We start from the raw sequence: 21,833 nt of genomic DNA, 5'->3' as shown, positions 1-21,833 counted from the left end.
CCGCGCGCCGGCGGCCGCCAGCCGCGCGGCCAGCGCACTGCCGGCGGCCTGGTCGATGTCCAGGAAGCCGACGCGCGCGCCTTGCTCAACGAAGCGCTCGACCAGGGTGGCGCCGATGCCGGTGGCGCCGCCGGTGATGAGCACGCTGCGGTCGACAAGGCTGGGGTAGTGGGCGGAGGCGGTCATGAAGAAAGATTGGGTTGCATGAAGGGAAGAGGCGTCAGCCGCCGAACAGCGGCGCGGGCAGCCCCGGGCTGTCCAGTTCGACGGCGAAGAGCGCGCCGGCCAGCGGCTGGGCGTCGCGCTGCGCCGCATCCAGGCCGCTCCAGGCGCTGGTGATGTAGAGCGTGCGCAGGTCCGGGCCGCCGAAGGCGCAGTCGGTGATGTGCGCGGCGGGCAGTTCGATGCGGGTCAGTTCCGCGCCGCTCGCCGGGTCGTGGCAGCTGACGCAACTGCCGCCCCAATGGCAGATCCACAGGCGCCCGGCGGCGTCGGTGGTCATGCCGTCGGGGTAACCCTCGCCGGGCGCGAGGCGAAGCCAGTTGCGCCGGTTCGACAGCGTGCCTGCTTCGGGGTCGAAGTCGTAGGCCAGGATGCGGTTGGGCGCCGTGTCGTTGAAGTACATGGTGCGCCCGTCGGCCGACCAGGTGGGGCCGTTGCTCACCGTGATGCCGCTTTCGTGCCGGGTGCAGGTTCCGTCGCCGTCGAAGCGGTACAGCACGCCCGTGGGCGCCTGGCAGTCCCAATCCATGGTGCCGCCCCAGAAGCGGCCCTGCGGGTCGCACTTGCCGTCGTTGAATCGGTTGCCGGCGGGCTCTTCGGGCTGGTGCAGGTAGCGCGGCGGCACCTGGGGCCGGGCCGGGTCGAATGTGGCGAAGCCGCGGCGCAGGGTGATGAGCAGGCCCGGTTCTTTCTCGCGTTCTGCCGCGGCCGAGATTTCCTCGTCGAACTGCCAGGTGGCTTGCGCGCCGCTGGCCGGATCGAAGCGGTGCAATCGGCGACCCAGGATGTCGAGCCAGTACAGCGCCTGTTCCCGCTGGGACCACAGGGTGCCTTCGCCCAGTTCGGCCTTGGCGTCCCACACGCAGCGCGGCGGGGCCAGGACGCGGGGCACGGGCAGGGAAGTGCTGGGGCTCAGGGTGTGTCTCCTTGTTGCCGCGCCATCACATCCGGTGCGCGGTGGGCGCCGATGCTAGCAACGCCAAGGCATGCCGAAAAGAGCGAAAAAAAGCATCGAAGGATGCCTGCATTGCAATGGGTGGCCTACACAGGCTCCAGCCGCTTGCCGTACACCTCCTGGCACACCGCCTTGAGCGAACGCATCATCACCTGCGCGGCCGGCGAGAGCAGCCGGTCGGTGCGGGTGATCACCCCGAAGGCGTCCATCTGGCAGTTCATCGCCACCGGCAGCACCGTGACGATGCCGTGCGCCGCGTAGTAGCGCGCCACGTCGTTGGCCACGATGGCCACCATGTCGCTTTGCTGCAGCATGCGGGTGATGAAGAGCAGCGACGAGGTCTCGATCAGGTTGATGGGCGGCGCCAGCCCTTCCTCCTGGAACATGAGGTCGAAGCGGTGCCGCAGCACGCTGCCTGCCGGCGGCACGATCCAGCCGGCCGAGAGCAGGTCGCGCAGCGTGAGCCCGCTCATGCCCAGCAGCGGATGGCCGGGGCGCACCATGGCGCTGATGGGCTCTTCCACCAGCGCCTCGTAGCGCAGCTGCGACTTGTCGTGTTCGGCGAAGAGCCGTGCGATCAATATGTCGAGCTTGCCCTGGGCCAGGCGCTCCAGCAGCACGGGGCTGGTCTCGATTTCCAGCGACACGCGCAGGCTGGGGTGCTCCTTCTTCACGCGCGCCACGGCCGGCGGCAGCAGCGTGAGCCCCGGCGCGGTGATGCAGCCCACCGCCACCTGGCCGAAGCGCCCGGCCTTGAGCCCGGCCAGCTCGTCGTGCGCCTGGTTGAGGCTCGCCAGGGCCACGCGGGCGTGGCGGATCATGGTTTCGCCGTACCAGGTGGGGCGCATGCCGCGCGGCAGGCGCTCGAACAGCGGCACCTCCAGCACGTCCTCCAGGTCTTTCAGCAGCTTGGAGGCGGCCGGCTGCGTCATGTTGAGCACCTGGGCGGCGCGGTGGATGTTGCCTTCCTCCGCCAGCGCCACGAGTAAGAGCAATTGCCTCGTTTTCAGCCGCGCGCGGATGAACCAGTGGGTGTAGTGGGTCACAGGGTTTCCATGAATCCGAAATTGGATATCGATTCAGCCCAAATATTGATTGGAAAGCTATCGGTGAGATTCCTACACTCCGCCGCACCTTGAAGCGAAGCGAACCTCATCAGCACAGCGCCAGGCAATACATCAACGGTCGTTGGGAGACGGGCGCGACCACGGGCATCCGGCGCAACCCCTCCGACACGGGCGAGGTCGTGGCCGAATACGCGCGCGCCGACCGGCGGCAGGCCGAGCGGGCGGTGCGCGCCGCCGCCGATGCCTTCGCGGCCTGGGGCCACAGCAGCTCGCAGCGCCGCGCCGACGCGCTCGATGCCATCGGCAGCGAACTGCTGGCGCGCAAGGACGAGCTGGGCCTGCTGCTGGCGCGCGAGCAGGGCAAGCCGCTGCCCGAGGCGGTGGCCGAGGCGCTGCGCGCGGCGCAGATCTTCAAGTACTTTGCCGGCGAGGCGCTGCGCAGCGGCGGCGAGACGCTGGATTCGGTGCGTCCCGGCGTGCAGGTGGACGTGACGCGCGAGCCGGTGGGCGTGGTGGCGCTCATCACCTCGTGGAGCGCGCCGTTGTCGGCCGCGGCGCGCAAGATCGCACCGGCGCTGGCCTTCGGCAACAGCGTGGTGTTCAAGCCTTCGGAGCTGGTGCCCGCCTGCGGCTGGATGCTGGCCGAGATCATCAGCCGCGCCGCGCTTCCCGCCGGTGCCTTCAACCTGCTGATGGGCAGCGGACGCGAACTGGGCGCCACGCTGGTCGAGAGCCCGCAGGTGGATGCCGTCAGCTTCACCGGCTCGGCCGCGGTGGGCGCGCGCGTGCTGCAGGGCGCGGCCAAGCGGCGCACGCGGGTGCAGCTGGAAATGGGCGGCAACAACGCGCTCGTGGTGATGGGCGACGCCGACCTGGAGCGCGCGGTGGAGTGCGCCCTGGGCGGCGCCTACAGCTGGGGCGGCCAGCGCTGTACCGCGTCGAGCCGGCTCATTGTGGAAGCGCCGCTGCACGACGCCTTCGTGGCGCGGCTGCGCCAGCGGGTGGCGGCGCTGCGCGTGGGCCATGCGCTGGAGAAAGGCGTCGAACTGGGGCCGCTGGTGGATGCGCCGCACCTGGAGCGCCATCTCGAAGCGGTGCGCGGCGCGCGGGAGGAGGGTGCGGAACTCCTCTGTGGCGGCGAGGCGCTGAACCAGCCCAGCCGCGGCCACTACATGAGCCCGGCGCTCTTCCTGGCGCAGCCGCAGCACCGCATCGCGCGCGACGAGATCTTCGGCCCGCTGTCCTGTGTGCTGCGCGCCGACGACTACGAGCATGCGCTGGCGCTGGCCAATGACACGCCCTGGGGCCTGGTGGCCGGCATCTGCACCCGCTCGCTGGCGCATGCCACGCACTTCCGCCGCCACGCGAAGGTGGGCATGACCATGGTCAACTTGCCCACCACCAGCGAGGACCACCACGTGCCCTTCGGCGGGCGCAAGGCATCGGGCTACGGGCCGCGCGCACAGGGGCGGCAGGCCGCGGAGTTCTACACCGTGCTCAAGACCGGCTACATGCTGGCGTGACAAAAGCAGGGAGCCTCTTTCTCAACCTCAAACCCTACGAAAGACAAGGAGACACCATGACCCTCAATCGACGCACTCTCACGGCGGCCATGGCGGCTGCATCGCTCACCGGCGCGCTGCCGCTCTCGGCCTTCGCGCAGAAGAAGATCGTGCTGGGCTTTGCCCAGGTGGGCGCGGAAAGCGAATGGCGCACCGCCAACACCGAGTCGATCAAGTCCTCGGCGGCCGAGGCGGGCATCGACCTGAAGTTCTCGGACGCGCAGCAGAAGCAGGAGAACCAGATCAAGGCCATCCGCTCCTACATCGCGCAGAAGGTGGACGTGATCGCCTTCTCGCCGGTGGTGGAAACCGGCTTCGAGACGGTGCTGCGCGAGGCCAAGGCCGCCAAGATCCCGGTGGTGCTGACCGACCGCTCGGTGAAGGTGAAGGACGACAGCCTGTACGTCACCTTCATGGGCTCCGACTTCACAGAGGAAGGCCGCAAGGCCGGCCGCTGGCTGGTGGAGAAGATGAAGGGCAACCCCGGCCCCATCAACATCGTGGAACTGCAGGGCACCGTGGGCTCGGCGCCGGCCATCGACCGCAAGAAGGGCTTCGAGGAAATCATCAAGGCCGACCCCAAGTTCAAGATCATTCGCTCGCAGACCGGCGACTTCACCCGCGCCAAGGGCAAGGAAGTGATGGAAGCCTTCCTGAAGGCCGAGGGCAAGAAGATCAATGTGCTGTATGCGCACAACGACGACATGGCGATCGGCGCCATCCAGGCCATCGAGGAAGCGGGCATGAAGCCGGCCAAGGACATCACCATCATCTCCATCGATGCGGTGAAGGGCGCCTTCGAAGCCATGATGGCCGGCAAGCTCAACGTGAGCGTGGAATGCAGCCCGCTGCTGGGCCCGCAGCTGATGAGCGCGGTGAAGGACATCGTGGCCGGCAAGCCGGTGCCCAAGCGGATCATCACGGAGGAAGGCATCTTCCCGATGGAAGTGGCGGCCGCCGAGTTCCCGAAGCGGAAATATTGACCACCCCCAGGCTACCCTGCTTCGCAGGTCCGCCCACCCCCTTCGAGGGGGCGCCGCCTGCGGCCTGGCAAAGCCAGTTCCGCGGCGGCCCCGAACGGGCCTGGCTTCGCCGGCCGGTTGGATTCCGCGACACGAACCACGCACAACACATCAAGGAGACCGCAATCATGAAACGCAGCACCTTCCTCAAGACCCTGGTGGCCTCCGTGGCCGCCACGGGGCTCATGGGCACCGCATCGCTCGTCCTCGCGCAGGACAAGGGCCTGGTGGCCGTGTCCATGCCCACCAAGTCCTCGGCGCGCTGGATCGCCGACGGCGACAACATGGTCAAGCAGCTCAAGGAAAAGGGCTACAAGGCCGACCTGCAGTACGCGGAAGACGACATTCCGAACCAGCTGGCGCAGATCGAGAACATGCTCACCAAGGGGCCGAAGGTGCTGGTCATCGCCGCCATCGACGGCACCACGCTGTCGGACGTGTTGCAGAAGGCGGCGGACAAGGGCGTGAAGGTCATCGCCTATGACCGGCTGATCCGCGGCTCGAAGAACGTGGACTACTACGCCACCTTCGACAACTTCCAGGTGGGCGTGCTGCAGGCCCAGTCGATCGAGAAGGCGCTCGACCTCAAGGGCGGCAAGGGGCCCTACAACATCGAGCTGTTCGGCGGCTCGCCCGACGACAACAACGCCTTCTTCTTCTACAACGGCGCGATGTCGGTGCTGGACCCCTACATCAAGAGCGGCAAGCTGGTGGTGCGCAGCAAGCAGATGGGCATGGACAAGGTGGGCACGCTGCGCTGGGACGGCGCAGTGGCGCAGGCGCGCATGGACAACCTGCTGTCGGCCTACTACAGCAAGGAGCATGTGGACGCGGTGCTGTCGCCCTACGACGGCCTGTCGATCGGCATCCTGTCCTCGCTCAAGGGCGTGGGCTATGGATCGGGCTCGCTGAAGATGCCGGTGGTCACGGGCCAGGACGCCGAAGTGCCGTCGGTGAAGTCGATGCTGCGCAAGGAGCAGACCTCCACCATCTTCAAGGACACGCGCGAACTGGCCAAGGTCACCGTGTCCATGGTCGACGCGATGATGGCCGGCAAGACGCCCGAGGTGAACGACACCAAGACCTACAACAACGGCGTGAAGGTGGTGCCCTCGTACCTGCTCAAGCCGGTGAGCGTGGATGCGAGCAACTGGAAGCAGGTGCTGGTGGACAGCGGCTACTACAAGGAATCGCAGATCAAATGACCGCTGGGCAGGGAGAGCTGCTCCTGGAAATGCGCGGCATCACCAAGACATTTCCGGGGGTCAACGCACTGGACAACGTGAATCTCGCCGTGCGCGCCGGCGAGATTCACGCGCTGGTGGGCGAGAACGGCGCGGGCAAGTCGACGCTGATGAAGGTGCTCAGCGGCGTCTACCCGGCCGGCTCGTACTCGGGCGACATCCGCTTCGGCGGCGAGGTGCGGCGCTTCAAGGGTATCGACGACAGCGAGAAGCTGGGCATCATCATCATCCACCAGGAGCTGGCGCTGGTGCCGCTTCTGTCCATTGCCGAGAACATCTTCCTGGGCAACGAGCGCGCGCGCGGCGGCATCATCGACTGGATGGAGGCCTACCAGCAGACGCGCGCGCTGCTGGCCAAGGTGGGCCTGAAGGAGGCGCCCACCACGCCGGTCACGCACCTGGGCGTGGGCAAGCAGCAGCTGGTCGAAATTGCCAAGGCGCTGTCCAAGGACGTGAAGCTGCTCATCCTGGACGAGCCCACCGCCAGCCTCAACGAGAGCGACAGCGACGCGCTGCTGCAACTGCTGCTGGAGCTCAAGGCGCACGGCATCACGTCCATCCTCATTTCGCACAAGCTCAACGAAATTTCGAAGGTGGCCGATTCGATCACCGTGCTGCGCGACGGCGCCACGGTCGAGACGCTGGACTGCCGCGCCGACGCGGTGAGCGAAGACCGCATCATCCGCGGCATGGTGGGCCGCGACATGGCGCACCGCTATCCGCAGCGCGATCCGCAGATCGGCGAGGTGGTGTTCGAGGTGCGCGACTGGCGCGTGCACCATGCGCAGCACGCGGAGCGCGAAGTGGTCAAGGGCGTGAACCTGAATGTGCGGCGCGGCGAGATCGTGGGCATTGCCGGGCTCATGGGCGCGGGGCGCACCGAGTTCGCCATGAGCGTGTTCGGCAAGTCCTACGGCCAGCGCATCAGCGGCAGCGCCTTCCTGCATGGCAAGCCCGTGGACATCGGCACGGTGAGCAAGGCCATCGCCCAGGGCATTGCCTACGTCACCGAGGACCGCAAGGCGCTGGGCCTGGTGCTGGACGAGGAGATCCGCAAGAACATCAGTCTGGCCAATCTGGGAGCCGTGTCCGAAGCCGGCGTGCTCGACACCGGCCGCGAGTTCCAGGTGGCCAGCGACTACCGCAAGGCGCTGAAGATCCGCTGCTCGGGCGTGGCCCAGCATGCGGTGCAGCTGTCGGGCGGCAACCAGCAGAAGGTGGTGCTGAGCAAATGGCTCTTCACCCGGCCCGAGCTGCTGATATTGGATGAGCCCACGCGCGGCATCGACGTGGGCGCCAAGTACGAGATCTACACCATCGTCGACCAGCTGGCGCGCGAGGGAAAGAGCATCCTCATGATTTCTTCCGAGCTGCCCGAGCTGCTGGGCATGTGCGATCGCATCTACGTCATGAACGAAGGCCGGCTGGTGGCGGAAATGCCGGTGGCAGAGGCCTCGCAGGAGCGCATCATGCGGGTCATCGTCAATTCTTCTTCAGGAGGCGGCGATCATGGCCAATGACGCAGCAAAGGCCGCGGACGCAGTGCATGCGGTGAGCACCGCGGCGGGGGCGGCGCCCGCGCCGGCCGACCACAAGCGCTTCTGGCAGAGCAACCTGCGCGAGTACGGCATGCTCATCTCGCTGGTGGCGATCATGGTGCTGTTCCAGGTGCTGACCGACGGCACGCTGATGCGGCCGCTCAACCTCACCAACCTGGTGCTGCAGAACAGCTACATCGTCATCATGGCGCTGGGCATGCTGCTGGTGATCGTGGCGGGGCACATCGACCTGTCGGTGGGTTCGGTGTGCGGCTTCATCGGCGCGCTGGCGGCGGTGCTGATGGTGCAGTACGACTGGCCCTACTTCCTCACCGGCGTGGTGTGCATCCTGGCCGGCGCGCTCATCGGCGCGGCGCAGGGCTGGTTCGTGGCCTTCCAGCGCATTCCGTCCTTCATCGTCACGCTGGCGGGCATGCTGGTGTTCAAGGGGCTCACGCTGGCGCTGCTGGCGGGGCAGTCGGTGGGGCCGTTTCCGGTGCAGTTCCAGCGGCTGAGCTCAGGGTTCATTGCCGATCCCTTCGACGGTGAGACGCTGCGGCTGTTCTCGCTGCTCCTGGGCATTGCGGCGGCGGTAGCGCTGGTGTTCTTCAAGATGCGCGGCCGCGCGCGGCTGGCCCGCTACGGCATGGAAGACGAACCCTATGCCTTCTTCCTGGGCAAGAACCTGTTCTTCGCCGCGGTCATCGTCTACTTCTGCTACCTGCTGGCCACCTACAAGGGGCTGCCGAACGTGCTGATCGTGATGGCGCTCCTGATCGTGCTCTACGACTTCGTCACCAACCGCACCACCATCGGCCGGCGCATCTATGCGCTGGGCGGCAACGAGAAGGCGGCGCGGCTGTCGGGCATCCACACGCAGCGGCTGGCCTTCCTCACCTTCGTGAACATGGGCGCGCTGGCGGCGCTGGCCGGGCTGGTGTTCGCGGCGCGCCTGAACACCGCCACGCCCAAGGCGGGCCTGGGCTTCGAGCTGGACGTGATCGCGGCCTGCTTCATTGGCGGCGCCTCGGCCTCGGGCGGCGTGGGCAGAGTGATGGGTGCGGTCATCGGCGCCTTCATCATGGGCGTGATGAACAACGGCATGTCCATCATGGGCATCGGCATCGACTACCAGCAGGTGATCAAGGGGCTGGTGCTGCTGGCGGCGGTGTTCATCGACGTCTACAACAAGAACAAGTGAGCGCGGCCATGTCCGATTCTTCCACTTCCTTGCCGGGCGCCGATGGCGCAGGCGCGGTGCTGCACCTGCAAGGCATTCACAAGCAGTTCCTGGGCGTGGCGGCGCTCAAGGGCGTTCATCTGCGGCTGCGCGCCGGCGAGATCCACACGCTCATGGGTCAGAACGGCGCCGGCAAGTCCACGCTCATCAAGGTGCTGACGGGCGTGTACCCGGTCGACGGCGGCGACATGTACCTGGAGGGCCGGCCCATTCGCCCCGCCTCGCCGCTGCAGGCGCAGCAGCTGGGCATCAGCACGGTCTACCAGGAGGTCAACCTCTGCCCCAACTTGTCGGTGGCGGAGAACGTGTTCGCCGGCCGCTATCCGCGCCGCGGATGGCTGCAGGGGCGCCGCATCGACTGGGCGGCGGTGCACCGGCGCACGCGCGAGCTGCTGGCGCGGCTGGACGTGGACATCGACGTGACGCGGCTGCTGTCGAGCTACCCGGTGGCGGTGCAGCAGATGGTGGCCATTGCGCGGGCACTGTCGGTATCGTCCAAGGTGCTGATCCTGGACGAGCCCACCTCCAGCCTGGACGACGAGGAAGTGCGCAAGCTCTTCGAGGTGCTGCGCCGCCTGCGCGGCCAGGGCCTGGCCATCTTGTTCGTGACCCACTTCCTCAACCAGGTGTATGCGGTGTCCGATCGCATCACGGTGCTGCGCAACGGCAGCTGGGTGGGCGAATGGAAGGCCGCCGAACTCGGGCCGCAGGCCCTGATCTCGGCCATGGTCGGGCGCGAGTGGGACATGGCCGCGGCCGCCACCGCGCATCGGCCTGCGCTGGCGGCCGATGCGCCGGTGCTGCTGGCCGCCGAGCAACTGGGCCAGCGCGGCCAGCTGCAGCCCACCGACCTGCAGCTGCGCGCGGGCGAGGTGGTGGGGCTGGCCGGGCTGCTCGGTTCCGGCCGCACCGAGTTGGCGAGACTGCTCTTCGGCCTGGCCAAGTCCGACGGCGGGCAGCTGCGCGTGGGCGGCGAGGCCGTCCAGTGGAGTGCGCCGGCCGACGCGGTGAAGCATGGCCTGGCCATGTGCCCGGAAGAGCGCAAGACCGAAGGCATCGTCGCGGAGCTGTCGCTGCGCGAGAACATCGCGCTGGCGCTGCAGGCGAGCCTCGGCCTCAGGCGCAACCTGTCGCGCGCCGAGCAGACGCAGCTGGCAGAGCGCTTCGTGAAGGCGCTGGGCATCAAGACGCCCAGCGTGGAGACGCCCATCGGCCTGCTGTCGGGCGGCAACCAGCAGAAGGCCATGCTGGCGCGCTGGCTGGCCACCGACCCGCGCCTCCTGCTGCTGGACGAACCCACGCGCGGCATCGACGTGGCGGCTAAGCAGGAAATCATGGACGAGATATTGCGGCTGGCCGCCTCGGGCATGTCGGTGCTGTTCATCTCGTCCGAAATGAATGAGGTGGTGCGCGTGTCGCACCGCATCGCCGTGCTGCGCGACCGGCGCAAGGTCGGCGAGTTGCCCGAAGGCAGCAGCGAAGACGCCGTGTACGACCTGATTGCTGCACAGACATGACCGAGCAGAACTCCCTCATTCGTACCGTGCTCCAGCACCGCCTGGCCTGGCCCGTGGCCACGCTCGTGCTGCTGCTGGCGCTCAACGCGGCCTTCAACCCGACCTTCCTGCACATCGAGTGGCGCGACGGGCACCTGTACGGCAGCCTGATCGACATCCTCAACCGGGCCGCGCCGCTGGTGCTGGTGGCGCTGGGCATGACGCTGGTGATTGCCACGCGCGGCATCGACATCTCGGTGGGCGCGGTGGTGGCCATCGCGGCCGCGCTGGCGGCCGCGATGATCGGCGGCTCGCTGGTGGTGAAGGACGGCGCGGCGGCGGAGGTGAGCCGCTTTCCCATGAGCCTGGCCATCGCCGCGGCACTGGCGGTGGCGGCCGTTTGCGGCTTGTGGAACGGCCTGCTGGTGGCGCGCATCGGCATGCAGCCGATCATTGCCACGCTGATCCTGATGGTGGCGGGGCGCGGCATCGCGCAGCTGATCACCGGCGGGCAGATCATCACCATCTACTACGCGCCGTATTTCTTCATCGGCGGCGGGTACCTGCTGGGGCTGCCCTTCGCGCTGTTCATCGCGGCCGGCGTGGCGGTGCTGATGTACCTGGCGGTCACGCGCACGGCGCTGGGGCTGTTCATCCAGTCGGTGGGCATCAATCCGGCGGCGGCGCACCTGGCCGGCGTGCGGGCGCGCAGGCTGATTGTGGGCGTGTACGTGTTCTGCGCCTTCTGCGCCGGACTGGCGGGGCTCATCATCAGCTCCAATGTGAAGAGTGCGGACGGCAACAACGCCGGGCTGCTGCTCGAGCTGGACGCCATCCTGGCCGTCACCCTGGGCGGCACAGCCCTCACCGGCGGACGCTTCAGCCTGGTGGGCAGCGTGATCGGCGCGCTCATCATCCAGACGTTGACCTATGCCATCTATTCCATGGGCGTGCCGCCCGAGATCAACCTGGTGGTGAAGGCGGTGGTGGTGTTCCTGGTGATGCTGCTGCAGTCGGCCGAGTTCCGTGCGCAGCTGCGCAGCCTGGTGTTCCGGCCGGTGCGCGGGGAGGTGCGGTCATGAGCGCAGTGGTGCCGATGAAATCGCAGGCCGCGCCGCAGAGCGAGGCGCCGGCCGGGCGGCAGGGCCGCAAGCTGCCGCCGCGCCTGCGCGGGCGCATGCTGCCGCTGGCGGTGACCGTGTCGCTCTTCGTGCTCATGGCCACGCTGGGCTCGGTCGTGTATCCGGGCTTCTTCTCGCTGCAGGTCTTTCTCAACCTGCTGATCGACAATGCTTTTCTTTGCGTGGTGGCGGTGGGCATGACCTTCGTCATCCTCTCCGGCGGCATCGACCTGTCGGTGGGGTCGGTGATCGCGCTCACGACCATGGTGTCGGCCGCGCTGGTGGAAAAGCAGGGATGGAGCCCGCTGCAGGTGATACCGCTGGTGCTGCTCATGGGCACCGTGTTCGGCGCCTTCATGGGCTTTCTCATCGAGCGCTTCCGGCTGCAGCCCTTCATCGTGACGCTGGCCGGCATGTTCCTGGCCCGGGGCCTTTGCTACGTGATCAGCATCGACTCGATCAGTATCACCAACGAGGTGTATTCGGACCTCTCCCGACTGCGCCTGCCGGTGTGGGGCGATGCTTCCATCTCGCTCAGTGCGTTGATTGCGCTGGTTGTGGTGGCCATCGCGGTCTACGTGGCGCACTGGACACCGTTCGGCCGCGCGGTGTACGCGGTGGGCGGCAACGAGCAGTCGGCCGTGCTCATGGGCCTGCCCGTGCGCGGCACCATCATTGGCGTGTACACGCTGTCGGGCTTCTGCTCCGCGCTCGCGGGCGTGCTGTTCACCTTCTACATGCTGTCGGGCTACGGCCTGCATGCATTGGGGCTGGAACTGGACGCCATCGCCGCCGTGGTGATCGGCGGCACGCTGCTGACCGGTGGCGTGGGCTATGTCGTGGGCACGCTGTTCGGCGTGATGATGCTGGGCATCATCCAGACGCTGATCGCATTCGACGGCACGCTGAGTTCCTGGTGGACGCGCATCGTGGTGGGTGCGCTGCTGTTCGTGTTCTGCCTGCTGCAGCGCTTGCTCGGCGCGCGGGCGGAGCGGCACTAACGGGCGGGAAGAGGAGCGCGAAGCGGCTGCATGGCAGCGCCTCGCGCGTCCCTCCAGCTATTCGCGACTTGCTCAATTGATGGTCGACGGACCGGGCGCCCTTGGCGGCGGCACGGTGGCGGGCACCGGTGGTGTGGCCGGCATCGGCTCTGCAGCAGGCGGGATCGTCGTCGAACGCGGCATGGACGAGCTGCCCGGCAGCGTACTCGGCAGGGTGTTCGGCGGTGGCACGGTGCTCGCCGGCGGCATGGTGCTTGCGGGCTGCACCGTCGTCGAGACCGGGGCCTGGGTGACCGTTTCGCGGATGGCGCCACCGCCCAGGACGCTGCCCTCGATGGTGGTGTTGCCGGCGCCGGTCACGCGCTGTTCGCAGGCCTTGCGGTCTTCGGCGGGCTGCGCCTGGCAGCGTGCCAGGGCGTTCTGGCGGTAGGTGGCATCCGAGGCATGCGTCAGGTTGCCCTGGCGCGAAGCCTGGGCCGCGGCACCCGCCTCGCGAATGCAGGCGGCCTTGTCCTGCTGGATCTGGCCGCACATCGCACGTTCGGTCTGGTAGGTGCTTGTGCCGCCCTTGGCGCTGGTGCCGGCCGCGAAGGCGGAAGGCAGGGCGACGAGGCTGCCGGCGGCCAGCATGGCCATTGCGCAGCTTTGACGGAAGGCATTCATGGCTCACTCCTTGAGAAACGTGGCGCAACGCATGGCTGCGCTGCGTGGCACGGTTCTCAAAGTCTGGGCGCCGCATGGACGCTGCCATGTGCGAAATGCGAAGAAGATCCTTGTCAGCGAAGCGGCAACGATCCCTGTGGGACTGCGCCGTCAGCGGGGGAAATCCGCGTCAACCGCCAGGCCACAGCTTCGCGAAATCGAAGGTCAATTGCCGATGGTGCCGGATGGACAGCAGATACACGGTGCCGGCGGCTTCCGAAACTGTGTAGAGGATCAGGTAGTCCCCGTGCAGATACTCGCGCAGTGCAGCCGGAGCACCGGCCGGCAAGGCTGCGAGTTGTGCCAGGGCCTCGGCGGATTGCGGTGGCGCCGCCAGATAGGCGCGACCGATGCGTGGGAAATGCCGCAGATTTGGAATGACGGTTGCGCGCAACTCGTCAAGCAACGCGTCATAGGCAAATGGTGCATCGGCTTCGGCAAGGAATGTCTCGATGGATTCCAGGCGTTCGATGAAGCTGGCCGTCAGCTCGACGCGGCAAACTCTTTCAGCCACGCTTCTTGGCTGGCCGTGAGCGCACTGAATTCCTGGCCGTGGCTGCGCGCCGCTCTTGCAGCAAACCAATCGCTGCATCCGCTTCGAAGGTCCGCTTGGCCGCGATATCGGCAAGGCCGCGCCTGGCGTCCTCGATCAGCAGCAGATGAATGCGCTCCCTTTCGAGCCGGTGGTAGTAGTCGAGCCGGTCGGCGTCGATCAGCGCCACATAGCTCTCGCCATTCTTCGTGATGATCTTCTCTGCGCCAGCCTTCGCCTGGTCGGCCAGATCCGAAAGGTTGGAGCGTGCCTGCGTGAACGGCACGACATCGCTGGTGGCAAAACCCATGGCCGTCTCCTGTTCAGTGGGATAGCATGAATCTGTACAGTTTAATGCACAGAGTCATGCCCGGCGCTCAAGCTTCCGCGATCCGCTTTTGCAAGTGCGCCAGCGCCTCTTCCACCTGGTCCACCAGGATCAGCGACAGATCGCCCGGCTGCAGGCGCGCCAGGGCCTTGTCGATGGCGATGAATTCGCCGCGGATCTCGTCGATGTGGCTGGTGCGGGTGGCGCCTTGCAGCCCCTGGCGCAGCAGGGCCATCACTTCGCCGTCGGCGCGGCCGCGCTGCGCTGCATCCTGATACAGGATGACGTCGTCGAAGGCCTTGCCCAGGATGGCGGTCTGGTCGCGGATGTCTTCGTCGCGCCGGTCGCCCGCGCCGCTGATCACCACCGAGCGGCGCTTGGCCGGCATGGTGTCCACGGCCGACACGAGTGCGCGCATGGCGTCGGTGTTGTGGCCGTAGTCGGCGATCACCGTGGCGCCCCTGTAATCCATGACGTTGAAGCGCCCCGGCACGCCGTGCGTGTCGCTCTTGAAGCTGGCCAGGCCGCTGCGGATGGTGTCCCAGTCCAGGCCCACGCCCCAGGCCGCGGCCACCGCCGCCATCACGTTGTCGACCTGGAAGCCGATGGTGCCGCCCCGGGTGATGGGCACATCGCGCAGCGGCACGCGCTCGCGCCACGAGCCTTCCGAGGCCACCACCGCGTCCTGGTCGACGAACACCGTCCGCTTGCCCTGCGCGCGGTGCGTGGCCATGACCGGGTGGCTGCGGTCCGCCGAGAAGAAGATGACGTGGCCGGGGCAGCCCGCAGCCATGGCCGCCACGTTGGGGTCGGCCGCGTTGAGCACGGCCCAGCCGCCAGGTGCCACGTTGCGCACGATCACGCGCTTGAGCACCGCCAGCTCTTCCACCGAGGTGATGTAGTTCAGGCCCAGGTGGTCGCCCTGGCCGAGGTTGGTGACCACCGCCACCTGGCAGCGGTCGAAGCCCAGGCCCTCGCGCAGGATGCCGCCGCGCGCGACTTCGAACACGGCCGCGTCCACCTCGGGATGCAGCAGCACGTTGCGCGCGCTCTTGGGGCCGCTGCAGTCGCCGCTGTCGGTCTGGCGGCCGTCCACGTACACGCCGTCGGTGTTGGTCATGCCCGTGCGCAGCCCGCTGGATGCCAGCAGGTGGTTGATGAGGCGTGCGGTGGTGGTCTTGCCGTTGGTGCCGGTGACGGCCACCACCGGAATGCGGCCGTCGTCGCCGGGCGCGAAGAGGGTGTCCATGACCGCCTCGCCCACGGCGCGGCCGCGCCCGAAGGAGGGCGAGATGTGCATGCGCAGGCCGGGCGCGGCGTTCACTTCGACCACGCCGCCGCTTTGCTCTTCGAGCGGCACCAGCACGTTCTCGCAGACCATGTCCACGCCGCAGATGTGCAGGCCCACCATCTGCGCGGCGTCGACGGCGCGCGCGGCGATCTCGGGGTGCACCGTGTCGGTCACGTCGGTGGCGGTGCCGCCGGTGGAGAGGTTGGCGTTGTTGCGCAGCACCACGCGCTGGCCCAGCTCGGGCACGCTGTCCGGCGTGAGGCCCTGCGCCTCCAGGCGGCCGATGGCGATGTCGTCCAGGCGGATCTTGGTGAGCGAGGTGGCATGGCCTTCGCCGCGGCGCGGATCCTGGTTGACGGTGTCGACCAGCTGGCGCACGGTGCTCGTGCCGTCGCCGATCACCTGCGGCGGATCGCGCCGCGCGGCGGCCACCAGCCGGTCGCCCACCACCAGCAGGCGGAAGTCGAAGCCGGGCAGGAACTTCTCGACCATGACCTCGCCGTACTCGGCCGCCGCGTCGTAGGCGGCCAGCAGCTGCTCGCGCGTGCCGATGTTGACAGTGACGCCCTTGCCCTGGTTGCCGTCCTGCGGCTTGACCACCACCGGCAGGCCGATGTCCTGCGCAGCGGCCCAGGCGTCCTCGACGTCGGTGACCGGACGGCCCAGCGGCACCGGCACGCCGGCGGCATTGAGCAGCTGCTTGGTCAGTTCCTTGTCCTGCGCGATGGATTCGGCCACGCCGGAGGTCGCATCCACCTCGGCGGCCTGGATGCGCCGCTGCTTGGAACCCCAGCCGAACTGCACCAGGCTGCCGCGCGTGAGGCGGCGGTACGGAATGCCGCGCGCCACGGCCGCGTCGACGATGGAGCCGGTGCTCGGGCCCAGGCGCTCGTCCTCGTCCAGCTCGCGCAGCTGCGCGATGGCGGCGCTGGCATCGAAGGGCTGGTCGGCCAGGGCGGCCTCGATGAGCTGCTGCGCCAGCTTCATGGCCAGCCGGCCCACGGCCTCTTCGCCGTACTGCACCACCACCTGGTAGACGCCTTCATCGGTGGTGTGGGTGGTGTGGCCGAAGTTGACCGAGCAGCCGGCATGCGCCTGCAGCGACAGTGCGGCGTTTTCGAGCACATGCGCCAGCGCCAGCGGCTGGCCGAGCACCACCGGGTGCAGCTCGCCGATGGTGGGAAACAGCGCGCGCAGGCGCTGCTCGAAACCGGGCAGGTCGCCGATGACGTTCTCGGCGCCCTCGCATTTCACGATGGCTTCGATGGCCGTGTGGCGGCTCCAGAGGTTGGGGCCGCGAAGGGCGCGGATGCGGGTGACTTCCATGGGGGTCTTGTCGTTGTCTTGTCCGAAGGCGTCTGGCCGGGGGCTCAGGCCAGCTGCTGCAATTGCGAATCGACGAAGGGCACGCTCTGCGACAGCTGCAGCGAGGCCAGCGCCGCCTGCAGGTCGGCCTCGAAGGCTTCGACGCCGGCGCCGATGAGGTTGAGCGGAATGCCCAGCGCCCACGCGGCCGCCACCGCGGCCAGCAGGCTTTCCAGGCTCACGCCGGCGTGGGTGGCGCGCCAGGCGGTCAGGCGGCCCAGGCCGGGCAGGAAGGATTCGCTCGGGCCGTTGGCCAGCACGATGCGGTCTTGCCGCACCAGCACCGCCTTGCCGCCCTTGGCCTGGTGTTCGGCCAGGGCCGGGGCCTGTGGATTGGCGCTGTAGAGGATGACGTCGCCGTCGCACAGCGGTGCCAGGCCCGCCACGCGCTCATCGGCGGCGTTGAGCACGGCGGTGCCTTCGGGCAGCACCACGTCCACCTGCGTGCGCAGCACCTTCACCATCTGGTCGCTTTCGACGATGTCGAAGGCGGCCAGGTCCTCGTAGCCGTCGAGGTCGGTGACGATGCCCACCTGGCAGCGGTCGTAGGGCAGGCCGTCGGCCAGGATGGTGCGGGCGCCGTTCTCGATGACCACCGCCTGCACCGAGCGGTTGACCAGCAGGCGGTGGCCCGCCGCCCAGTTGGCGCTGTCGCGTGCGTCGACGCGGCGGCGCTCCAGGAACAGCCCGTCGCGGCAGGCCAGGCCCGTGTGCTGGCCGCTCAGGCCGACCAGCCAGGCCACCAGGCGCGCCAGCACCGCGGTATCTTGCGAGCCGGCCACGCCCACCACCGGAATGCGGCCGGGGGCGCTGTCTTCGCCGCCGTCGGGGAAGAGGTGGTCGCAGATGGCGCGGCCCACCGGGCGGGGCGAGCCGATGGCGGGCTTCAGGTGCATCAGCAGGCCGGGGCCGGCGTTGACCTCGACGATGGCGCCGCCCTGCGCTTGCAGCGGCTTGGAGATGTCCTGCGCCACCAGGTCGATGCCGGCAATGTCCAGGCCCACCACGCGGGCGGCCAGCACGGCGGCATGGGCCACTTCGGGGTGGACCTGATCGGTGCAGTCCACGCCCAGGTTGCCGTTGCGCTGGATGGTGACCACGCGGCCGGCCGCCGGCACCGAGGCGCCGTCCAGCTTCTGGCGCTGCAGCTCGAGCTGCAGCTTGGCGTCGGTTTCCAGCACGATCACGTCCAGCGGGTATTCCTCTTCCGCGCCGCGGCGCGGGTCGCTGTTGAGCTGGCTGTCGATGAGCTCGGCCACGGTCTGCTGGCCGTCGCCGGTCACGGTGATGATCTCGCCGCGCGCAGCGGCCACCACCTGGCCGCCCACCACCAGCAGGCGGTGCTCGGAGCCGCGCACGAAGCGCTCGACCATCACGTCGCTGCCCTCGGGCTCGGCCACTGCGAAGGCGGCGATGACTTCCTCGCGGGTGTTCAGCTCCAGCGACACGCCGCGGCCGTGGTTGGCGTCGGACGGCTTGACGGCCACAGGCAGGCCGATGTCCTCGGCGGCTTCCCAGGCTTCTTCCGCGCTTTCGACCACCTGGCCTTCGGGCACCGGCACGCCGCAGCTTTGCAGCAGCGACTTGGTCAGCTCCTTGTCGCTGGCGATGGATTCGCCAATGGCGCTGGTGTAATCGGTCTCGGCGGTCCAGATGCGCTGCTGCGTGGCGCCGTAGCCCAGCTGCACCAGGTTGCCCGAGTTCAGGCGCAGGTGCGGAATGCCGCGGTCGGTGGCGGCGCCCACGATGCTGGCGGTGCTCGGGCCCAGGTAGCAGTCGTCCAGCTTGGCCTTCACCGCGCTCACCGCGGCCTGCACGTCGGCCGCGCCGAAGGGGGTGTTGTTGATGGCGGCCATCAGCAGCTTGTGGCCTTGGGCCAGGGCTTCGCGCGCCACCTGCTCGTCGCGGGCGCGGAACACCATGCGGTAAACGCCGTGCTTGGAGGTGCTGCGCGTCTGGCCGAAGCCGGTGGGCATGCCCGCCAGGTTGAGCAGCTCGATGACGACATGCTCCAGCACGTGGCCGGCCCAGGTGCCTTCCTGCAGGCGCTGGATGAAGCCGCCGCGCTCGCCCACGCCGCAGTGGTGCTCGATGAGCGCCGGCAGCAGGCCCGTCAGGCGGTCGGTGAAGCCGTCGATCTTGTTGGAGGGGAAGTCTTCCAGCGCGCCCAGATCGAGCCAGACTTCGAGCACCGGACGGTAGGTCCAGATGTTGGGACCGCGCAAATAGTTGACGCGAAGCAGTTGGATGTCGTCGAAACGGGTCATGGAAACGTTCGTATGGCGTTGCGGGTCGCTGTCATGGGCGGCGGACCCGAGAAGAAAACGCCCTTGGGTATCGGTCAAAATCGGCGCCCGCGGGAGACCTGACACAGGGCTCCGAGCATGTGCTCACGGTCGGCCAACTCACAAAACATGCAACTTCAAGATTCACGGGCTGCCCCGGAGGGCGACATTGGCAAGACCGCGCAGGTACTGAAAAACCGGCTCGTTCCCGGGGAAAACGTTCTGGCAACCTTGGTGGTTGACCTTGACGCCAACCTGCACTTCGGTGCCGGCCAGATCATGCTGACCGACCGGCGCCTGCTGGCGTCGGACGAGACCGGCAATGCTCGTGAGTGGTCGCTCGCTACGCCGGATCTGGCGCTGCAGCTCACCGATCACGCGGGCGTCGGCACGCTGGACCTGGTCGACGGCCGCCAGCTGCTGGGCCGTTGGTACTACACGCTGGCCGGCCAGGCGGCGGCGCTGCGGCTGCTCAAGCTCTTCGAGCAGCGCGAAAGCCGCGCCGCCGTTCCGGAAGACGAGACGCCCGCCGAGCCGGATGCCGACACCGAACTGCAGACACCGCCCTCCACCTGGGGCCTGCTCCGCCTGGGCCGCTTTGCCCGGCCGTACCGCAAGCAGCTCATCACCGGCTTCGTGCTCACGCTGCTGTCCACCGCCGCCACGCTGGTGCCGCCCTACCTGACCATTCCGCTGATGGACGACATCCTGATTCCGTTCCAGAACGGCAAGGCGATCGATCCGATGCTGGTGGTCATGTACCTGGCTGGCCTGCTGGGCGCCGCGCTGCTGGGCTGGGGCCTGGGCTGGGCGCGCACCTACCTGCTGGCGCTGGTGTCCGAGCGCATCGGTGCCGACCTGCGCACCACCACCTACGAGCACCTGCTCACGCTGCCGCTGGATTACTTCGGCGGCAAGCGCACCGGCGACCTGATGGCGCGCATCGGCTCCGAGACCGATCGCATCAACGTTTTCCTCTCGTTGCATGCGCTCGATTTCGCCACCGACGTGCTGATGATCGTGATGACGGCGGCCATCCTCATTTCCATCAACCCTCTGCTGGCGGTGGTCACGCTGGTGCCGCTGCCCTTCATCGCCTGGATGATCCACGTCGTGCGCGACCGCCTGCGCACCGGCTTCGAGAAGATCGACCGCGTGTGGGGCGAGGTGACCAATGTGCTGGCCGACACGATTCCCGGCATTCGGGTGGTGAAGGCCTTTGCCCAGGAAAAGCGCGAGGCCGAGCGTTTTCGCACGGCCAATGCCTACAACCTGAAGGTCAACGACCGGCTCAACAAGACCTGGTCGCTGTTCACGCCCAGCGTGTCGCTGCTCACCGAGATCGGCCTGCTGGTGGTGTGGGGCTTCGGCATCTGGCAGGTGGCGCGGGGCAGCATCACGGTGGGTGTGCTGACCGCATTCATCGCGTACATCGGGCGCTTCTACACGCGGCTCGATTCGATGAGCCGCATCGTCTCGGTCACGCAGAAGGCGGCGGCCGGCGCCAAGCGCATCTTCGACATCCTGGACCATGTGAGCAACGTGCCGGAGCCGGTCAACCCGGTCAAGCTGCAGTCCGTGCAGGGGCGCATCGAGTTGAACGACCTGGGCTTTCGCTACGGCAGCCGCGCCGTCATCCGCGACCTCGACCTGACGATCCAGCCCGGCGAGATGATCGGCCTGGTGGGCCACAGCGGCTCGGGCAAGAGCACGCTGGTCAACCTGATCTGCCGCTTCTACGACGTGACCGACGGCGCCATCAAGGTGGACGGCACCGACATCCGCCGCTTTGCCGTGGCCGACTACCGCCGCCACGTGGGCCTGGTGCTGCAGGAGCCCTTTCTCTTCTTCGGCACCATCGCGCAGAACATCGCCTACGGCAAGCCCGATGCCACGCGCGAGGAAATCGTGGCGGCCGCGCGCGCGGCGCATGCGCACGACTTCATCCTGCGCCTGCCGCAGGGCTACGACTCGCTGGTGGGCGAGCGCGGCCAGGGCCTGTCGGGCGGCGAGCGCCAGCGCATCAGCATCGCGCGGGCGCTGCTGATCGACCCGCGCATCCTCATCCTCGACGAAGCCACCTCGGCGGTCGATACCGAGACCGAGAAGGAAATCCAGAAGGCGCTGGACAACCTGGTGCAGGGCCGCACGACCATTGCCATTGCCCACCGCCTGTCCACGCTGCGCAAGGCCGACCGCCTGGTGGTGATGGACCGCGGCGAGATCGTCGAGGTCGGCCCGCACGACGAACTGATGGAAAAGCAGGGCGCCTACTGGCGCCTGTACCAGGCCCAGGCACGGCAGGTGGACGACGACGGCGAGACGCCTGCCGCCGCGCCTTCGCCAACCCATGCGGCGCATCCCGCAGGAGACGCCTGATGAAGAGCGCCATGCAAGACCTGACACTCGAGCGCGACGGCCTGGGCCGCCTGCTGCATATCGCCGGTGACGGCACGCCCGAGCCCGTGGTGCCGGTGCGCGCCTTTCCGCTCACCGCGCCCGACCACGGCATCTCGCTGGTGGGCAGCGACGGACGCGAGCGCGTGTGGATCGACGAGCTGTCCGCCGTGCCCGAGGCCTCGCGGCGGCTGCTGGGCGAGGTGCTCGCCGTGCGCGACTTCGCGCCCACGCTGCGCGCCCTGCACAAGGTGTCCAGCTTCGGCGTGCCGAGCACCTGGAGCGTGAGCACCGACCGCGGCGACACCAGCTTCGTGCTCAAGGCCGAGGAAGACATCCGCCGGCTGGAAGACGGGGCGCTGCTCATCGCCAGCGCCGCGGGCGTCCAGTTCCGCGTGCCCGATCCGGCGGCGCTGGACCGGCATTCCCGCAAGCTGCTCGAACGCTTTCTCTGAGGAGGCTGCC

At 68.1% G+C, this 21,833-nt stretch carries 18 protein-coding genes; 10 read left to right on the top strand and 8 right to left on the bottom strand.

The window, feature by feature from the left end; all coding sequences use genetic code 11:
* The 3 genes from VSO01S_RS16275 to VSO01S_RS16265 all read right to left on the bottom strand — a co-directional run.
* On the bottom strand, window positions 1-186 hold a 186-nt coding region (locus tag VSO01S_RS16275), incomplete at its 3' end, for an SDR family NAD(P)-dependent oxidoreductase (RefSeq protein ID WP_153305284.1).
* 34 nt (window positions 187-220) lie between these two features.
* The gene (locus tag VSO01S_RS16270) at window positions 221-1,114 is read right to left on the bottom strand and encodes an SMP-30/gluconolactonase/LRE family protein (RefSeq protein ID WP_245684225.1); all 894 of its coding nucleotides are present in this window, start codon (window positions 1,112-1,114) and stop codon (window positions 221-223) included.
* A gap of 149 nt (window positions 1,115-1,263) precedes the next feature.
* Complete coding sequence (locus VSO01S_RS16265; RefSeq protein ID WP_068643857.1) at window positions 1,264-2,223, bottom strand: LysR family transcriptional regulator; 960 nt, start codon at window positions 2,221-2,223, stop codon at window positions 1,264-1,266.
* A gap of 89 nt (window positions 2,224-2,312) precedes the next feature.
* On the opposite strand from VSO01S_RS16265, the gene VSO01S_RS16260 reads away from it, so the two are divergent.
* The 8 genes from VSO01S_RS16260 (at window position 2,313) to yjfF (ending at window position 12,468) form a co-directional block, all read left to right on the top strand.
* The gene (locus VSO01S_RS16260; RefSeq protein ID WP_068643856.1) at window positions 2,313-3,767 is read left to right on the top strand and encodes an aldehyde dehydrogenase family protein; all 1,455 of its coding nucleotides are present in this window, start codon (window positions 2,313-2,315) and stop codon (window positions 3,765-3,767) included.
* Between the two features lie 56 nt (window positions 3,768-3,823).
* On the top strand, window positions 3,824-4,789 hold the full coding sequence (locus VSO01S_RS16255) for an ABC transporter substrate-binding protein (RefSeq protein WP_068643855.1): 966 nt from the start codon (window positions 3,824-3,826) through the stop codon (window positions 4,787-4,789).
* A 167-nt stretch (window positions 4,790-4,956) separates the two neighbouring features.
* Entirely contained in the window at window positions 4,957-6,033 is a 1,077-nt protein-coding gene (chvE, locus tag VSO01S_RS16250; RefSeq protein ID WP_068643854.1) for a multiple monosaccharide ABC transporter substrate-binding protein, read from the top strand.
* Window positions 6,030-7,592: a multiple monosaccharide ABC transporter ATP-binding protein gene (gene mmsA, locus VSO01S_RS16245; RefSeq protein WP_068643853.1), complete on the top strand. Its 1,563-nt coding sequence runs from the start codon at window positions 6,030-6,032 to the stop codon at window positions 7,590-7,592. The genes chvE and mmsA overlap by 4 nt, the downstream gene beginning before the upstream one ends.
* A complete protein-coding gene (mmsB, locus tag VSO01S_RS16240; RefSeq protein WP_084241914.1) occupies window positions 7,582-8,811 on the top strand; it encodes a multiple monosaccharide ABC transporter permease in 1,230 nt (409 codons plus the stop codon). The genes mmsA and mmsB overlap by 11 nt, the downstream gene beginning before the upstream one ends.
* Window positions 8,812-8,819: 8 nt before the next feature.
* Entirely contained in the window at window positions 8,820-10,367 is a 1,548-nt protein-coding gene (locus VSO01S_RS16235; RefSeq protein WP_068643861.1) for a sugar ABC transporter ATP-binding protein, read from the top strand.
* The gene (locus VSO01S_RS16230) at window positions 10,364-11,428 is read left to right on the top strand and encodes an ABC transporter permease (protein ID WP_068643852.1); all 1,065 of its coding nucleotides are present in this window, start codon (window positions 10,364-10,366) and stop codon (window positions 11,426-11,428) included. The genes VSO01S_RS16235 and VSO01S_RS16230 overlap by 4 nt, the downstream gene beginning before the upstream one ends.
* The gene (gene yjfF, locus VSO01S_RS16225) at window positions 11,425-12,468 is read left to right on the top strand and encodes a galactofuranose ABC transporter, permease protein YjfF (protein WP_068643851.1); all 1,044 of its coding nucleotides are present in this window, start codon (window positions 11,425-11,427) and stop codon (window positions 12,466-12,468) included. The genes VSO01S_RS16230 and yjfF overlap by 4 nt, the downstream gene beginning before the upstream one ends.
* 72 nt (window positions 12,469-12,540) lie before the next feature.
* Here the strand turns inward: yjfF and VSO01S_RS16220 are convergent, their stop codons facing one another.
* The 5 genes from VSO01S_RS16220 to VSO01S_RS16200 form a co-directional block, all read right to left on the bottom strand.
* The gene (locus VSO01S_RS16220) at window positions 12,541-13,131 is read right to left on the bottom strand and encodes a hypothetical protein (RefSeq protein ID WP_084241913.1); all 591 of its coding nucleotides are present in this window, start codon (window positions 13,129-13,131) and stop codon (window positions 12,541-12,543) included.
* Window positions 13,132-13,300: 169 nt separating this feature from the next.
* Window positions 13,301-13,684, bottom strand: a complete 384-nt coding sequence (locus VSO01S_RS16215) for a type II toxin-antitoxin system RelE/ParE family toxin (protein WP_068643849.1) — start codon at window positions 13,682-13,684, stop codon at window positions 13,301-13,303.
* Window positions 13,677-14,012, bottom strand: coding sequence for a type II toxin-antitoxin system Phd/YefM family antitoxin (locus tag VSO01S_RS16210; RefSeq protein ID WP_068643848.1), 336 nt, complete (start codon window positions 14,010-14,012; stop codon window positions 13,677-13,679). The genes VSO01S_RS16215 and VSO01S_RS16210 overlap by 8 nt, the downstream gene beginning before the upstream one ends.
* A gap of 67 nt (window positions 14,013-14,079) precedes the next feature.
* On the bottom strand, window positions 14,080-16,647 hold the full coding sequence (cphA, locus tag VSO01S_RS16205) for a cyanophycin synthetase (protein WP_068643847.1): 2,568 nt from the start codon (window positions 16,645-16,647) through the stop codon (window positions 14,080-14,082).
* Between the two features lie 44 nt (window positions 16,648-16,691).
* Window positions 16,692-18,953 carry a cyanophycin synthetase gene (locus tag VSO01S_RS16200; RefSeq protein ID WP_068643846.1) on the bottom strand — a complete coding sequence of 754 codons (2,262 nt, stop codon included), beginning with the start codon at window positions 18,951-18,953 and terminating at the stop codon, window positions 16,692-16,694.
* Between the two features lie 147 nt (window positions 18,954-19,100).
* On the opposite strand from VSO01S_RS16200, the gene VSO01S_RS16195 reads away from it, so the two are divergent.
* Entirely contained in the window at window positions 19,101-21,350 is a 2,250-nt protein-coding gene (locus VSO01S_RS16195; RefSeq protein WP_068643845.1) for a cyanophycin metabolism-associated ABC transporter, read from the top strand.
* Window positions 21,350-21,823: a cyanophycin metabolism-associated DUF1854 family protein gene (locus VSO01S_RS16190; RefSeq protein ID WP_068643844.1), complete on the top strand. Its 474-nt coding sequence runs from the start codon at window positions 21,350-21,352 to the stop codon at window positions 21,821-21,823. The genes VSO01S_RS16195 and VSO01S_RS16190 overlap by 1 nt, the downstream gene beginning before the upstream one ends.
* Window positions 21,824-21,833 lie beyond the last annotated feature (10 nt).

Origin of the sequence: Variovorax soli NBRC 106424, assembly GCF_001591385.1 — a bacterium.
Lineage (GTDB): Bacteria > Pseudomonadota > Gammaproteobacteria > Burkholderiales > Burkholderiaceae_C > Variovorax > Variovorax soli.
Note: the sequence above shows the minus strand (reverse complement) of the source record. Positions and strands in the feature narration are given on the sequence as shown.

Excerpts from the sequence above, each read along its gene's own strand:
- VSO01S_RS16235 (WP_068643861.1), top strand. The coding sequence starts at position 8,820 with ATGTCCGATTCTTCCACTTCCTTGCCGGGCGCCGATGGCGCAGGCGCG.
- VSO01S_RS16255 (WP_068643855.1), top strand. The coding sequence starts at position 3,824 with ATGACCCTCAATCGACGCACTCTCACGGCGGCCATGGCGGCTGCATCG.
- VSO01S_RS16195 (WP_068643845.1), top strand. The coding sequence starts at position 19,101 with ATGCAACTTCAAGATTCACGGGCTGCCCCGGAGGGCGACATTGGCAAG.
- chvE (WP_068643854.1), top strand. The coding sequence starts at position 4,957 with ATGAAACGCAGCACCTTCCTCAAGACCCTGGTGGCCTCCGTGGCCGCC.
- mmsB (WP_084241914.1), top strand. The coding sequence starts at position 7,582 with ATGGCCAATGACGCAGCAAAGGCCGCGGACGCAGTGCATGCGGTGAGC.
- VSO01S_RS16230 (WP_068643852.1), top strand. The coding sequence starts at position 10,364 with ATGACCGAGCAGAACTCCCTCATTCGTACCGTGCTCCAGCACCGCCTG.
- VSO01S_RS16220 (WP_084241913.1), bottom strand. The coding sequence starts at position 13,131 with ATGAATGCCTTCCGTCAAAGCTGCGCAATGGCCATGCTGGCCGCCGGC.
- VSO01S_RS16190 (WP_068643844.1), top strand. The coding sequence starts at position 21,350 with ATGAAGAGCGCCATGCAAGACCTGACACTCGAGCGCGACGGCCTGGGC.
- yjfF (WP_068643851.1), top strand. The coding sequence starts at position 11,425 with ATGAGCGCAGTGGTGCCGATGAAATCGCAGGCCGCGCCGCAGAGCGAG.
- mmsA (WP_068643853.1), top strand. The coding sequence starts at position 6,030 with ATGACCGCTGGGCAGGGAGAGCTGCTCCTGGAAATGCGCGGCATCACC.
- VSO01S_RS16210 (WP_068643848.1), bottom strand. The coding sequence starts at position 14,012 with ATGGGTTTTGCCACCAGCGATGTCGTGCCGTTCACGCAGGCACGCTCC.
- VSO01S_RS16200 (WP_068643846.1), bottom strand. The coding sequence starts at position 18,953 with ATGACCCGTTTCGACGACATCCAACTGCTTCGCGTCAACTATTTGCGC.
- cphA (WP_068643847.1), bottom strand. The coding sequence starts at position 16,647 with ATGGAAGTCACCCGCATCCGCGCCCTTCGCGGCCCCAACCTCTGGAGC.